General features: G+C 41.3%; 11 protein-coding genes, 3 tRNA genes, 1 pseudogene and 1 riboswitch. Of the genes and pseudogenes, 3 read left to right on the top strand and 12 right to left on the bottom strand.

Going from position 1 to position 14,571, the window contains the following annotated elements; translation table 11 throughout:
• Window positions 1-116: 116 nt before the first annotated feature.
• Window positions 117-3,230: a vibriobactin export RND transporter permease subunit VexH gene (vexH, locus tag PGX00_RS07270; protein ID WP_272134071.1), complete on the bottom strand. Its 3,114-nt coding sequence runs from the start codon at window positions 3,228-3,230 to the stop codon at window positions 117-119.
• Entirely contained in the window at window positions 3,230-4,330 is a 1,101-nt protein-coding gene (locus PGX00_RS07265; RefSeq protein WP_272134069.1) for an efflux RND transporter periplasmic adaptor subunit, read from the bottom strand. The genes vexH and PGX00_RS07265 overlap by 1 nt, the downstream gene beginning before the upstream one ends.
• 352 nt (window positions 4,331-4,682) lie before the next feature.
• On the opposite strand from PGX00_RS07265, the gene PGX00_RS07260 reads away from it, so the two are divergent.
• The 3 genes from PGX00_RS07260 (at window position 4,683) to PGX00_RS07250 (ending at window position 5,140) form a co-directional block, all read left to right on the top strand.
• Window positions 4,683-4,767: transfer RNA gene (locus tag PGX00_RS07260), tRNA-Tyr, on the top strand.
• 101 nt (window positions 4,768-4,868) lie between these two features.
• A tRNA-Tyr gene (locus tag PGX00_RS07255) sits at window positions 4,869-4,953 on the top strand.
• Between the two features lie 102 nt (window positions 4,954-5,055).
• Window positions 5,056-5,140, top strand: a tRNA-Tyr gene (locus PGX00_RS07250).
• A gap of 289 nt (window positions 5,141-5,429) precedes the next feature.
• Here the strand turns inward: PGX00_RS07250 and oppF are convergent.
• The 10 genes and pseudogenes from oppF to moaA form a co-directional block, all read right to left on the bottom strand.
• Window positions 5,430-6,419 carry a murein tripeptide/oligopeptide ABC transporter ATP binding protein OppF gene (gene oppF, locus PGX00_RS07245; protein ID WP_272134066.1) on the bottom strand — a complete coding sequence of 330 codons (990 nt, stop codon included), beginning with the start codon at window positions 6,417-6,419 and terminating at the stop codon, window positions 5,430-5,432.
• An 8-nt stretch (window positions 6,420-6,427) separates the two neighbouring features.
• The gene (gene oppD / locus PGX00_RS07240) at window positions 6,428-7,399 is read right to left on the bottom strand and encodes an ABC transporter ATP-binding protein (RefSeq protein ID WP_272134064.1); all 972 of its coding nucleotides are present in this window, start codon (window positions 7,397-7,399) and stop codon (window positions 6,428-6,430) included.
• 30 nt (window positions 7,400-7,429) lie between these two features.
• Entirely contained in the window at window positions 7,430-8,332 is a 903-nt protein-coding gene (gene oppC / locus PGX00_RS07235) for an oligopeptide ABC transporter permease OppC (RefSeq protein WP_272134062.1), read from the bottom strand.
• Between the two features lie 15 nt (window positions 8,333-8,347).
• Window positions 8,348-9,268: an oligopeptide ABC transporter permease OppB gene (gene oppB, locus PGX00_RS07230; RefSeq protein ID WP_272134060.1), complete on the bottom strand. Its 921-nt coding sequence runs from the start codon at window positions 9,266-9,268 to the stop codon at window positions 8,348-8,350.
• Between the two features lie 106 nt (window positions 9,269-9,374).
• Complete coding sequence (locus PGX00_RS07225; protein WP_272134058.1) at window positions 9,375-11,003, bottom strand: ABC transporter substrate-binding protein; 1,629 nt, start codon at window positions 11,001-11,003, stop codon at window positions 9,375-9,377.
• A gap of 548 nt (window positions 11,004-11,551) precedes the next feature.
• Complete coding sequence (gene moaE / locus PGX00_RS07220) at window positions 11,552-12,004, bottom strand: molybdopterin synthase catalytic subunit MoaE (RefSeq protein ID WP_272137971.1); 453 nt, start codon at window positions 12,002-12,004, stop codon at window positions 11,552-11,554.
• Window positions 12,005-12,019: 15 nt separating this feature from the next.
• Window positions 12,020-12,250 (bottom strand): annotated as a pseudogene (gene moaD, locus PGX00_RS07215) (molybdopterin synthase sulfur carrier subunit); the annotation flags it as partial.
• Complete coding sequence (gene moaC, locus PGX00_RS07210) at window positions 12,250-12,726, bottom strand: cyclic pyranopterin monophosphate synthase MoaC (protein ID WP_272134055.1); 477 nt, start codon at window positions 12,724-12,726, stop codon at window positions 12,250-12,252. The gene moaC and the pseudogene moaD, both read right to left, overlap by 1 nt.
• A 6-nt stretch (window positions 12,727-12,732) precedes the next feature.
• Window positions 12,733-13,245: a molybdenum cofactor biosynthesis protein B gene (gene moaB, locus PGX00_RS07205; RefSeq protein WP_272134053.1), complete on the bottom strand. Its 513-nt coding sequence runs from the start codon at window positions 13,243-13,245 to the stop codon at window positions 12,733-12,735.
• Between the two features lie 23 nt (window positions 13,246-13,268).
• Window positions 13,269-14,258, bottom strand: coding sequence for a GTP 3',8-cyclase MoaA (gene moaA, locus PGX00_RS07200; protein ID WP_272134051.1), 990 nt, complete (start codon window positions 14,256-14,258; stop codon window positions 13,269-13,271).
• A riboswitch (molybdenum cofactor riboswitch) is annotated at window positions 14,247-14,402 on the bottom strand. (Overlaps the previous gene by 12 nt.)
• Window positions 14,403-14,571: the final 169 nt, after the last annotated feature.

Raw genomic sequence — 14,571 nt, 5'->3', positions numbered from 1 at the left:
GCCCTATTTGTCATTTTTACAAAATACTCAGGAAATTGTCGTTGAAGAGAAGAGGTTTAGATCAAAAAAACTCCCAACAAGACTTCTTGCTGGGAGCTTAATGACACTGACTAATTTTATCCGTGATTCTTGCGGCTTGTTATTTCTCGTGAAAGTTGTTTGTTAAGTACATCCTCTACATGCCCCGGAGACTGTGTCGCGCCAGAGATCAAACGATACATCGCCGGAATAACGAACAGAGTAACCAATGTAGCAAACGCCATCCCAAAGAAGATAACCGTACCTACTGCAATGCGGCTTTCATAGCCAGCACCCGTAGAGCTTATCAAAGGTATCGCCCCTGCTAATGTAGTAAACGCTGTCATCAATATTGGTCGTAAACGACGCGCAGAAGCATCGATTATGGCTTTTTCAAACTCTATACCTTTATCTCTCAGTTGGTTAGCAAACTCAACGATCAAGATACCGTTCTTAGTCACCATACCTATCAGCATTATCATACCAATTTGGCTATATATATTGAGGCCTTGCTGCATGATAAATAAACCTAAGAAGCCCCCAAATACGCCCATAGGTACTGTAAACATAACCACCAGTGGGTTGATAAAGCTTTCGAACTGAGCGGCGAGTACCAAGTAAGCAACAAGCAGGGCCAAAGCAAAGACGATCAACACACTCGCTTGGTTCTCTTTGTACTCTTTTGATTCACCGGAATAATCAATCGAGATATCACCCGGAAGTAACTCAATTGCTTTTTGGTCCAAGAAATCGAGTGCATCACCAAGCGTATAGCCTTCACTTAAGTTAGCGGTAACCGTAATGGCTTTCTTTTTGTTGTAATGAGATAACCTTATCGCTGATGCTATCTCTTCAATCTTCGTCACTGCGTCTAAAGTTACAAGCTCTCCTGATGCTGTTCGCATGTATATTTGACTTAAGTCAGTGGCGTTATTGAAGTTGTTTTCATCACCACGAAGGTAAACGTCGTACTCTTCACCTCGGTCTACGAACGTCGTTTCACTTTTACCCCCGAGCATGATCTCTAAAGTATCTGAAATATCCGACACTTTTATACCTAACTCAGCCGCGCGAGGCTTATCTACCGTAATTACCAATTCAGGTGTTTTTTCTGAATAGTTAATCTCTGCGCCTTCCATTATTGGGCTATCTTCAGCGGTATTTTTAAGTATTTCAGCCCACTCTTGAAGCTCGACATAATCAGAGCCCCCTAATACGTACTGCACTGGCTCGCTTGAGCCTCCTCGGAAACCAGGAGTGAAGGGAAATACCCTTGCATCTGGAATTCCGGTTAACGCTTTTCGAATAACACCTAGCGCTTCACTGGCTGATACAGACCTGTCGTTCCAATCCTCTAGAATCATAATGACGAAGCCCGTTTGGTCACCAGCATTGCCGCCAAATGCAGGGGTTTGAATACTGAATGACTTCAATAATCCCTCACCCAACAAAGGAATTAGCTTTTCTTCGACCAGATCCATATTGGCTGACATTCGGTTATAACTTGTCGCGTCCGCACCACGCACAAAAGCAAATATTACTCCGCGATCTTCTTGAGGTGCCAGTTGCTGCGGTACGCTATTCATTAGGTAATAGCTACCACCCATACAGCTTAATATTATGACTGGCGCAATAAGCCGAACTCGCATGGCTTTACTCAGCAGAAACTTATAGCCACGTTCCAACTTAGAAAACAGTGTTTCTACTGCGCGATTAAAGGCGTTTGGTTTAACATTTGCTTTAAGTATTTTACTGCCTAGTACTGGCGTAAGGGTTAACGCAATCAATGAGGATGAGATTACCGACATAGCAAGCAATACCGAAAACTCGGTAAATAGTAACCCTACCATTCCATCCATAAAGGAGATCGGTAGGAATACCATCACAAGGACTAAAGTGGTTGCGATAACCGCGAAACCAACCTCTCTTGTCCCTTTATAGGCGGCTACCAGCGGCGTTTCACCTTGTTCAATATGGTGGAAGATATTTTCTACCACCACAATGGCATCATCCACAACCAACCCTATCGACAAAATAAGTGCCATCAGGGTAATCAGGTTGATTGAAAATCCGAAAAAATAAGCGGATATAAACGCAGAGATTAAAGAAACCGGTACCGTTATCGCAGGTATTAGGGTTGCACGCGCTTGTCCGATAAAAATGTATAAAACCAGAATAACCAAACCACCGGTTATAAATAACGTGTTGTATACCTCAGATATAGAGCGGTCGATAAACACCGTAGAGTCGTAATCTATCGCTAAACGGGTACCATCTGGCAAGAATTTTTGTATAGCTTCTACTTCAGAGTGAACCAACTGAGCAACTTCCAACGGGTTAGCATCAGATTGTGGAACTATCCCCATGCTCACATTAACGACACCATCACTCTTGAACGTTGAGTTTTCGTTCTCTGCTCCAATAAAGACATCAGCAACATCTTTAAGGTATATCGGTGTTCCGTCACTCGCGCGTTTAACAACTAAGTACTCAAAGTCGCTAGCTTGGTTGTAGCTTCTTGCAGTTCTAACCGACATGACAATATCGTCGTTTCTTACTTCACCACCGGGGCTTTCTAAGTTTTCCTCTCGTAGTGAAGAGGTGATATCCGATGCCGTGACGCCTCGACCAGCCATCAGTTCTGGTTTTAGCTTGACATACATAACCTTATAAAGACCACCCGATACATCAACTGAGCTCACTCCGGTGATTAAGCTGAATCTATCAATGAGTACTCTTTCTATATAGTCAGTCAACTGAGTTCTATCCATCTCAGATGAGCTTAAATTAATATAGAGTGAAGCTTCTCCGCTACCATTGTTTTTATAGACCAGTGGTTCATCTGCTTCATCTGGAAGTCGTCGCTGAGCTCTAGCTACCGCGTCTCGAACATCACTAACGCCAGTGTTGAGATCGTAACCAAGATCAAAAGTAATGGATATTCTAGAAGAGCTATTTCTTGTGGTTGACGTTATCTCATCAATACCACTTATCCCTGTTAGCTGATCTTCTATTATCGAGGTAATTTGACTTTCAATAATAGTCGCTGAAGCGCCATCATAGCGTGTACTTACTGACACTACTGGACTCTCGATGTCTGGCATTTCTCGTACGGCAAGCCTTTCAAAGGACACCAAACCAAACACAACAAGCAACAAACTTAATACAACAGCAGCAACGGGCCGTTTAACCGACACATCTGATAACCACATTATTTTGCTTCCTTATCAGTGTTTTTGTCTGCTGGCGGTGACTTTTTTTGTTTTTGTTGCTCAGCGCCCTGTTCTTGGATCGTCACGCCATCTCTCATATTAACGATACCCTGAACGACGATTTTTTGACCGATGTCTAATCCCTTTTCGATAACGACTTGGTTCTCTACACGAGCTCCCAAAAACACCTCGGTTTTTGTTGCTTTATTGTCTTCATCAATAACATATACGTAGCGCTTAGTACCTGAATATTGCAGAGCCTGTACAGGAATAATTGGGGCTTCAATCGCTGGGAAATTCACTTTAGTAGCCATTAGCATTCCTGGCTTAAGTTTATTTTCGGCGTTATCAAACTGAATACGAGCCCTTAAGTTTAAGGTTTCACTATTTATTCGTGTATCAATCCCGACCACTTCCCCTTCAAATACTGTCGACGCCCATGCATTACTTGTTGCCTCTACTTTCATCCCTTTAGAAAGCATCGATAAAAAGCGTTCAGGGATCTGCAAATCCAATCTCATACTAGAAAGGTTGTCCAAAGTGAGTAGCTCAGCCCCTGTATTCACCATTTTTCCTCGGCTAAAATCAATAAAGCCAACGGTTCCGTCAAAAGGTGCACTGATATAAAGATCTTTTAGCTGTGCATTTGCTGCATCTAGGCGAGCATCAGCAATATCGACATTCGCTTTTTGTGCGTCAATTTCTGTCTGAGTAATCGCTCCCTTTTTTGCTAGTCGTTCGAACTCGCCAAGTTTTCTTTTTTCGTTTTGTAAATACGCTTTGGCTTCTGCAATCGCTGCTTTTGCTTTATCGTCATTAAGTTGAACAAGCAACTGTCCTTTCTTAACCTTTTGGTTTGCTGCTACTTGTATAGCATCGATTTTTCCAGAAACCTCAGGTGAAATAATAACTGATTGCTCAGCCTCTAGCTTACCGACCAAAGTCAAACTTTGAGATATGTCGTGGGTTGCGACTGTTTCGGTTACCACTAATACGCTTCGCGCTTTAGCAGGCCCACCACCTGGCCCAGCGGCGTAGCTGATCGGACTCAGTAAAAAAAGCGTGGATACAAATAGAATAGCTAACTGATTATTTTTCATGTTTATGGCTCTAAAAAGTCGTAGAAATTTAGTTTACCAAGTTCTAGACAAAAACTGCGTAAACTTATGTAAAGATGGACAAAGAAACTGTAACCACATTTTATGAATACGTTTAGACATAGAAAAATGTTCACTTTCTAACATCTTTGTTGAAAAAGGCATCAATCGAACTAAAAACTTAATAAAATACTTTACAGCTTAAGCGAGTTTGCTATTATGCAGCTCCTCGGTTAGAGGCGCTAATTGCACTCTAATGCGGTTGACATAATAGTCAGAGATAAGAGTTAATTAATGGGTTAGAATTGGGACTAACCAAGGCACTAAGAAAATTTACTTAGTACCTAAATACCCTGGAGGGGTTCCCGAGTGGCCAAAGGGAGCAGACTGTAAATCTGCCGGCTCCGCCTTCGATGGTTCGAATCCGTCCCCCTCCACCATATTCTGATTGTTTATATAGCAATATAAACAATAGTAAAAGGTTACATTTGGGAGTAACCGTAGATTTCTAGATAGAAATATCATGAAACTTAAATACCCTGGAGGGGTTCCCGAGTGGCCAAAGGGAGCAGACTGTAAATCTGCCGGCTCCGCCTTCGATGGTTCGAATCCGTCCCCCTCCACCATATTCTGATTGTTTATATAGCAATATAAACAATAGTAAAAGGTTACATTTGGGAGTAACCGTAGATTTCTAGATAGAAATATCATGAAACTTAAATACCCTTGGAGGGGTTCCCGAGTGGCCAAAGGGAGCAGACTGTAAATCTGCCGGCTCCGCCTTCGATGGTTCGAATCCGTCCCCCTCCACCATATTTAAAAAGACCAGCTCTCGTAGCTGGTCTTTTTATTTCTACTCGCCTATAAATCCATGCATGACGTCTCGTTTGCATTCAAAAACATAGACACAAGATAAAAAAGCTTCGGGAATTAACCCTCATTTTGACCACGCATTAATATAGTCAGAATAATAAAAACCATGGAACGAGCCGCCTTTCTCTTTGCTCTTTGTTCTTTGTTCTTTAGTCTACACATATAAAAAAAGCGCAGTTCGTGAAGACACTGCGCTTGAGCCCGTCACAGGCTAAATACTCATTAACAATTAGTCGACATGGATACACGACACTGCATGCTTGTCTGTGCCTTTGAGATGAGGTCTTTGCTTCGCACATGCTTCTGTTGCTATAGGGCATCGCGTACGGAACACGCAACCTGAAGGAGGATTAATAGGCGATGGAAGATCACCCTCTAACATCTGAATAACTTTTGTACGTTCTATCTCAGGATCAGGGATAGGAACAGCAGACATAAGTGCTTTAGTATATGGATGTTTAGGTGACGCAAATAGCTCTTTGGCTTCTGCAAGTTCTACTTCATTACCTAGGTACATAACCAAAACGCGGTCTGAGATGTGCTTAACCACCGATAGATCGTGCGCGATAAAAACTAAACTTAATCCAAACTCATTTTGTAGCTCTTTTAGAAGGTTTACAACTTGAGCTTGAATAGAGACATCTAGCGCCGAAACTGGTTCATCACAGATGATCATCTTAGGTTTAAGGATAAGTGCGCGAGCAATACCAATACGCTGACACTGACCACCAGAGAACTCGTGCGGGTAACGGTTAACCAAGTTAGGTAGCAAACCTACTTTATCCATCATCTCTTTAACCCTAAGCTTAACTTCTTTCTTAGTCAGCTTGGGATAGAATGTCTGAAGCGGCTCGGCAATTATGTCACCGATATTCATACGCGGATTCAATGATGCAAGTGGGTCTTGGAAAATCATTTGTATGTCTTTACGTGTTTCACGACGCTGGACTTCTTGCATCTTAGTGAGATCTTGCCCTAACCACAATACTTCGCCTTCAGTAGCTTGTACTAGGCCGATAATCGCACGTGCAAATGTTGACTTACCGCAACCTGACTCGCCTACCACACCTAACGTTTCACCTTCGTAAAGACGAACGTTCACACCATCTACTGCTTTAAGGTTGGATGGTTTTGACCACGGCCATGCAGATTTAGATGCAATGCTGAAGTGAACTTTAAGGTCTTTAACCTCTAAAAGTAAGTTTTTCTCAGTATTCATTTGATCACTCATTTTGTCCATGTCTCCCAATCAGAAAAACAAGCACGCTGGCGATCGTTGCCAAATGGCGTCAATATTGGTGCTTCTTGCTTACAGCGCTCCATCACTCGATGACAGCGATCTTGATATGGGCAGCCAGTCGGTAGACGGAGTAAGTTAGGCGGGTTACCAGGGATGGTTGGAAGCACATCACCTTCCGAATCCAATCGTGGTATCGCTTTTATCAGTCCTTCCGAATACGGGTGGCTTGGCTTATAAAAGATTTCATCCACTGATCCGTATTCCATTGTACGCCCTGCGTACATAACCAATACTTTTTCACAAGAACCAGCAACAACACCCAAGTCATGAGTAATCATGATGATAGCCGTATTGAACTCTTTTTTGAGTTCATTAAGCAGATCCATGATTTGTGCTTGAACGGTTACGTCTAGAGCCGTTGTAGGCTCATCCGCAATAAGAAGCTTAGGGCGGCAAAGAAGCGCCATCGCTATCATTACACGTTGACGCATACCACCAGAAAACTCATGGGGATACATAGTAATACGTTTGCGAGCTTCCGGGATTTTCACCGCTTCTAGCATACGTACTGATTCTTCAAATGCCTCTGCTTTGCCCATGCCCTTATGAAGCATCAAAACTTCCATTAGCTGATCGCTAACTTTCATGTACGGGTTAAGTGACGTCATCGGATCTTGGAAAATCATTGCAATCTGCTCAGCACGAACTTTATTTAGTTCGACCTCAGGCAAATTCAAAATTTCTCGGCCCTCAAACTTAGCACTACCTTTGATAATGCCGTTTTTAGCAAGAAGCCCCATAATTGCGAATACAGTTTGAGATTTACCCGAACCAGACTCACCCACAATACCGAGTGTTTCACCTTGTTCCAGTGAAAAATTTAAATCGTTAACTGCGGTTACATTACCATCTTGAGTAGTAAATTCGACACGCAGGTCTTTGACATCTAATAAACTCATTTCTCTTTCCAGTATATTTAAGCCTAGGGCTTATCTGTCTTTAGGATCCAACGCGTCACGAAGACCGTCACCAACATAGTTAAAGCAAAACAGTGTTACCACCATAAATGCCGCAGGGAATATCAACTGCCATATCGCCACTTCCATTGTTTGCGACCCTTCTTGCAGTAATGCACCCCAACTAGTCATTGGCTCTTGAACACCAAGTCCTAGGAAAGATAGAAATGATTCCGTTAAGATCATGCTTGGAATAAGAAGTGTAGAGTACACCGCCACAATTCCTAATACATTTGGAACGATATGACGAGTAATGATCTTCCAGTTACTCACACCACTAACATGCGCCGCCTCGATAAACTCTTTGCTACGCAAACTCAATGTCTGGCCACGGACAATACGTGCCATATCGAGCCATGCAATTGCACCGATAGCAACAAATATAAGAACTATATTTCGGCCAAAAAAGGTAACAAGTACAATAACAAGAAACATGAATGGAACTGCGTACAAGATTTCCAGAATACGCATCATGACGCGGTCAGTTCTTCCACCAATGTAGCCAGAAGTTGCTCCGTAAAGCGTACCAATCAAAACCGCTACAAACGCACCCAATACTCCCACCATTAAGGAGATACGTCCACCAACAAGAGTACGAACATATAAGTCGCGACCTAAACTGTCGGTACCAAATATGTGCTCCGCAGATGGTGCTGCATGTAGTGAATACCAATCTGTATCGTCATAAGCAAATTCTGCAATCATTGGCAAAAATATCACTGCCAAAATCATAACGGATAATATTGCAAGGCTCACCATCGCTGCTTTGTTACGCATAAAGCGAATTCGAGCATCTTGCCATAAGCTGCGACCTTCTATTTCTAAGTTCTCGGAGAACTTTTCGATCGCCTCGAGGTTTTCTTTTTTCGTTAACATAATATTCGCACCCAATTAATAACGAATTTTTGGATCAATCGCTGCTAGTAAAATATCAACAATAGTGTTGAACAAGATAAATAGGAAACCAATCAGAATAGTGATCCCCATTACTAGCGAGTAATCTCGGTTAAATGCCGCGTTGACGAACAACTTACCGATACCTGGTAGTCCAAATATGGTTTCAATAACAACAGAGCCGGTGATAATACCTACGAAAGCAGGCCCCATATACGAAACGACTGGAAGCATAGCAGGCTTAAGTGCGTGCTTTATAACAATATAAGGGTAGCTAAGGCCTTTCGCTCGTGCAGTACGAATAAAGTTACTGTTCAGTGTTTCGATCATACTACCACGGGTAATACGAGCAAATGTTGCTACGTACAACAGTGACATACCAATGACGGGTAAGAACATATACTGAAAGGAACCATCCAACCAACCACCAGCTGGGAACCAGCCTAAGTTAATTGAAAATAAATAAATTAATGCAGGTGCCAACACAAAGGATGGCATCACCACCCCGAGCATCGCTGTGGACATAATGACGTAATCGACCCAAGTGTTTTGCCGTAGTGCGGCTATGGTGCCAACCCCTACCCCCATAAATAGAGTAAAGATAAAAGCAGCAAACCCGACTTTGGCTGATACAGGTAATGCACCGGCTACCAGTTCATTAACTGTAAAGTCTTTATACTTGAATGATGGTCCAAAATCGCCCTGTAATACATTAGTTAAGTACGTGATATATTGTACTGACACTGGTTTATCTAGGCCATATTTTGCATTAATGTTTGCCATTACTTCCGGTGGTAACGGACGTTCGGTAGAAAACGGGTTACCTGGAGCAAAGCGCATTAGGAAAAAAGAGATTGTAATCAATACCAGTAATGTCGGAATGGCTTCAAATACTCTTTTCGCGATGAATTTAAACATAAACTCACTCTTTTCAGTCTGTGACAGTTTTTAAAATGATAAACACAAAGACGCTGCATGTGACATCACATGCAGTGTCCATAATTATTATTTTTATTTAAGAAACTTACTCTTTGATATATAGATCTTTTGAGTAAATCTTATCTTCTGCGTTGTTAACTGGGAAGCCACCAACGTTAGGGTTTACTAGGCGAGCTTTAACATATTGATAGATAGGCGCAATAGGCATATCTTTCGCTAGTAGGACTTCTGCCTCAGCATAAAGTGCATTACGCTCTGCATCGCTTGTTGAAATCAATGCTTTATGCATTGTTTCATCATATTCTTCGCTGTGATATTTAGGATCATTTGAGCTATTGTTACTTTGCATTAAAGAAAGGAACGAAGAAGCTTCATTATAATCGCCACACCAGCCAGCACGAGTGACATCAAAGTTACCTTGACGACGCGTATCTAGATACGTTTTCCACTCTTGGTTTTCTAGTTGAACTTCAACACCTAGAGATTTCTTCCACATAGATTGAATTGCGGCTGCAATTTTCTTATGGTTTTCTGATGTGTTGTAAAGAAGAGTGAATTCAAGCGGATTTGAATCTGTAAAGCCTGCTTCTGCTAGAAGACTTTTTGCTTCTTCAACACGTTCTGCTTGAGTCATTTTTCCATAGGCAGGTACTTCAGGGTTAAATCCAGCAACGATTTCAGGTGTTAGGAAGAAAGCAGGCTTTTGACCTTGACCAAGAAGGAACTTAGTGATTACGTCACGATCGATAGCAAAAGAAAGTGCTTTACGAACACGTACATCATCAAATGGTGCTTTTTTGTTGTTGAATCCGTAGTAGTAAGAACACAAGTTACCTTGGATGGAAACTGATTCTGGATGGTCTTTTTCTAGGCGCTTAAAGTGCTCATTTGGCAGTTCATTAGTGAAGTTAATTTCACCAGAAAGGAAACGGTTCATTTCAGCAACTTGGTTTTCAATAGGAAGATAAGTTACTTTCGTTAGAACCGTCTTTGCGTTGTCCCAGTAACTTTTGTTTGGAACCAATTCAATACGCTCATTGACTACCCAGTTGTCCATAACAAACGCGCCGTTACCAACAAAGTTTTCTGGTTTAGTCCATTGATCGCCAAATTTTTCAACCGTTGCTTTATGTACTGGCTTAACCGTTGTGTGGCCCATCATCATGACAAAATATGGAACTGCTGTGGTCAGTTTAACTTCTAACGTATTTGCATCTAGAGCAGTAACACCTAACGTTTCTTTGTCCGCGGTTCCTGCAATGATCTCTGCAGCATTAACCATATTGGTCATTTCTAGGTACCAAGAATATGGTGACGCTGTTGCTGGATCGACTGCACGCTTGAAGCTATAGACGAAATCTTCAGCAGTTACTGGATCTCCGTTAGACCACTTAGCGTCTTTGCGTAAGTGGAAAACAAATGTTTTGTTATCCGTTGTTTCCCAAGACTCTGCCACACCAGGAATAGTGTTACCATCTGCATCTTGGTTTACAAGACCTTCTAGAAGATCACGAATTACGTGAGATTCTGGCACGCCTTCCGTTTTATGTGGGTCGATAGACGCCACTTCTGTACCGTTACCTCGAACTAATTCTTGCATCTTAGCAAGTTTAGTTCCTGCAGGAACATCTGCAGCAAGAGTAGAAAAAGAAGTAGCAGCTACGGATAAGCTTGCACCCAATAAAAGGGCTTGTGTAATTTTATTTTTGAACATGCAATTAACTCCAAATATTTTTGTTTGCATCCATGACGTCTTAATTAGGTACCTGAACGGTCGGTATTTTAGAAACATTATTATTGTAAAAATTTCTAAAACCTAAAAAGATTGCGTCACACCGTACCAATATTTGAAGCAATTTTCCATAAAACACGCCATCTAGCGTTTTATTATTTCGACTACATCAATCTTTTAGATGGAATGATTAAAATATGTTCTTTTTACAGAACATTCACCAATTATAATTATATATTCAGTGTAAGTTTGATAGATATTCAGTATGAATACCTACAAGCATCGAATAAACATGAATTTAAAATTATTAGATATAAAGGATACTGACTAATTATTCATTTAGAAAATAAGCAAACGGTTCGTTATACGCAACAAAATATACCTCTATCGCATTGCTCAGGATTTAATCTACATTATTATCATCAACGTTAATACGTAAATATAAATGTACAGAATTATACTTAGCTGTAAAAAAACCAAGCATATCACTTGGCTTAAATATTAATTTATTGTGTAAATATTTTTTTAGATTAAGTCCATCGAGATGCCGCTTTATGATCCGATGCTCTAGAATCAATCCATCGGCTTTCTTTTTCTGTGCGTTCTTTCTTCCAAAAGGGTGCTTTGGTTTTTAAGAAATCCATCACGAACTCACAGGCTTCGAATGATGCGCCTCGATGCGCACTAGTAATACCAACAAAAACAATTTGGTCACCGATGTCGAGATCACCAATTCGATGAATCACTCGAATTTTTTGAAGGGGCCAGCGTTCTAAAGCTTGTTGGCAAATCTCCGATAGTGCTTTTTCAGTCATTCCTGGGTAATGTTCAAGCGTTAAACCAGTCACATTACTGCCGAGGTTCATATCTCGTACTTTACCTGAAAACATTGCGACAGCCCCGGCTGATGTGCCTTCTGCCAATTGAGAATATTCCTCACCAACAGAGAAATCTTCGCGAATAACCGATACAGAGTAAGTCATATCACCCCCTGTAACTGGTGGGAAAAAGGCGACTTCATCACCATCTTCTATTTTGCTCTCAAGTGGTGAGATCGTCTGATTAATCGCGACCAGCAATTTTCCAGAGGCCAAAGCTAAAGACCACTTATCTCCTTTTTCGCATAAGTATACACGCAGCTCTTCAGCTGTCTTGTAGCTCGATTCAACCTCTAAATTGTCAATATCTAGAAGTTCTCTGGTTTGAGCAAAAAATAGTACTTTAATCATTATTCCGCCTTAAAATGACCTGATTTACCACCACGTTTCTCTAGTAGACGAACCTGACTTATCACCATATCTTTCTGCACCGCCTTACACATATCATAGATAGTCAGTGCGGCAACAGATGCAGCAGTAAGCGCTTCCATCTCCACTCCCGTTTTACCTGCGAGTTTACATAGTGATTCAATACGAACCACACTGTCTTCCTCTATAGCTTCTAGTTGAACTTCAACTTTAGATAGCAACAACGGGTGGCAAAGTGGTATTAAATCCCATGTACGTTTAGCCGCTTGTATGCCAGCAATACGAGCCGTCGTAAATACATCACCCTTATGGTGACTACCCGAGATAATCAGTTTCAGTGTTTCTGGAGCCATATGTACAAAAGCTTCTGCTCTTGCTTCTCGTACTGTTTCAGCCTTTGCAGAAACATCAACCATGTTAGCTTCGCCAGAGGCGTTTATATGAGTAAACTGTTCCATATCAAATTACACCGACAAATGAGGCATGAAGTTACAAGGACGATGACTTGCATCTAACTGTTGCTTAATAATCTTTGTCCATGCGGTTTTACAAGCACCCGTTGAACCAGGAGTCGCAAATACAACCGTATGATTAGCAAAACCGGCAATAGCACGCGATTGAATTGTTGATGTACCAATCTCTTCATAAGAGACCTGACGAAATAACTCACCAAAACCTTCAACTTGCTTGTCAAACAACGGAACAAGAGCTTCAGGCGTACTGTCTCTTGAAGTAAACCCTGTACCGCCCGTTATCATAACCACTTGAACGCCTTCGTCGGCTATCCATTGTGAAACAATAGCGCGGATTTTATATTTATCATCTATAACAATTTTTTTGTCTGCTAAATTATGGCCAGCCTCTTTGAGTTGATCGACAAAGTACTGACCAGAAGTATCATTTTCTTCTGTTCGGGTATCAGAAACGGTTAGTACTGCAATATTTGCAGGCTTAAAGTCACTTACAGCGTGTCCCATTATTTCACCTATATTTTATATTTTTAGCCGCCTATAGAGGCGAGGTGTGGAGTCATACCAGTATTGCCATCTTGTAAGAAGTGGCTTACCGATTTAGTTTGAAGTTGTGTTTGAATGCGTTCGATAAGCGCATCTGACTGCGTGTCTTCTTGGAGTAAATCTCTAAGCTCGACCCCTTGTTCACCGAACAAGCAAAGATGCAACTTACCCATAGCTGAAACCCTTAATCGATTGCAGCTTTCACAAAAGTGTTTTTCATAAGGCATAATCAAACCGATCTCACCCTTGTAGTCTGGGTGGATAAACACTTGGGCGGGGCCATCATTGGCTTCTCTGACCTTAGGTATCCATCCATTAGCAATCAGCTCATTTAGAATACTCACGCCAGATTTATGATATTTATCGAAGAATGAATCCATCTCTCCGGTCTGCATCAACTCTATAAATCGAAGCTGTATAGGACGGTCTTTTATCCAATGGAGAAAAGCAGGCAATTCGCCGCTATTGAGATCTTTCATTAAGACAACGTTCACTTTGACCTGCTCGTATCCAACTTCGAAAGCTCTATCTATACCTGACATCACGTTAGAAAATTTGTTTTCTCCGGTGATTTGATAGAACATTCTTGGGTCTAAGCTATCCAAACTAACGTTAATATGGGTTAGTCCTGCCTGGCGCCATTGGGCAACCTGTGATTCCATTCGATATCCATTGGTTGTCATAGCCACCTTATTAATACCCTTGGTGGAAGCAACTGCTTGTACTATATCGTTGAAATCTTTACGTAAACTAGGCTCGCCACCCGTTATTCGCACTTTAGAAGTACCACAACTAGCGAAAGCACTGACCACTCGTTTTACTTCTGGAACAGATAAAAAAGACGAGTTTTTACGCCCTGAAGGTTTATAGCCATCAGGTAGACAGTATGTACATTTGAAGTTACAGACATCTGTAACAGAAAGACGCAAGTAATAAAACTTGCGTTTAAATTTATCTTCGAATTGTATAGCCACGGAACACCTTTCCAAACACGGGAGGCTTACTCATTTCTAAGCAAACCCTTGTGGCATTATGCCACTGGCCTTCATAGCTTATAGAACTTCAAAACTTGTATGAAATTCGAACTTAGCGATAAAGGCTCGGAGTTATGGCTGCTAATCACTAATATCAGATTAGCTGCTTAGGTTAAAATACTTAATTACAGGTTATAATTCCATAGCTAATCGTTAAAAATCCATCCATCAACACACTTTAGTTGTTATGGAACGATTATTATTACTAACTGTAATGAGTTCTTTCAAATTATTAATAGAAATAAAACAAAAA

The organism is Vibrio algarum, from assembly GCF_028204155.1.
In the GTDB taxonomy this organism is placed as follows: domain Bacteria; phylum Pseudomonadota; class Gammaproteobacteria; order Enterobacterales; family Vibrionaceae; genus Vibrio; species Vibrio algarum.
This window is presented reverse-complemented; position numbering and strand designations above follow the sequence as displayed.

What these genes read in the sequence shown, in the direction of transcription:
- vexH (WP_272134071.1), bottom strand. Translation starts at nt 3,230, where the DNA reads ATGTGGTTATCAGATGTGTCGGTTAAACGGCCCGTTGCTGCTGTTGTA.
- PGX00_RS07265 (WP_272134069.1), bottom strand. Translation starts at nt 4,330, where the DNA reads ATGAAAAATAATCAGTTAGCTATTCTATTTGTATCCACGCTTTTTTTA.
- oppF (WP_272134066.1), bottom strand. Translation starts at nt 6,419, where the DNA reads ATGAATACTGAGAAAAACTTACTTTTAGAGGTTAAAGACCTTAAAGTT.
- oppD (WP_272134064.1), bottom strand. Translation starts at nt 7,399, where the DNA reads ATGAGTTTATTAGATGTCAAAGACCTGCGTGTCGAATTTACTACTCAA.
- oppC (WP_272134062.1), bottom strand. Translation starts at nt 8,332, where the DNA reads ATGTTAACGAAAAAAGAAAACCTCGAGGCGATCGAAAAGTTCTCCGAG.
- oppB (WP_272134060.1), bottom strand. Translation starts at nt 9,268, where the DNA reads ATGTTTAAATTCATCGCGAAAAGAGTATTTGAAGCCATTCCGACATTA.
- PGX00_RS07225 (WP_272134058.1), bottom strand. Translation starts at nt 11,003, where the DNA reads ATGTTCAAAAATAAAATTACACAAGCCCTTTTATTGGGTGCAAGCTTA.
- moaE (WP_272137971.1), bottom strand. Translation starts at nt 12,004, where the DNA reads ATGACTTACTCTGTATCGGTTATTCGCGAAGATTTCTCTGTTGGTGAG.
- moaC (WP_272134055.1), bottom strand. Translation starts at nt 12,726, where the DNA reads ATGGAACAGTTTACTCATATAAACGCCTCTGGCGAAGCTAACATGGTT.
- moaB (WP_272134053.1), bottom strand. Translation starts at nt 13,245, where the DNA reads ATGGGACACGCTGTAAGTGACTTTAAGCCTGCAAATATTGCAGTACTA.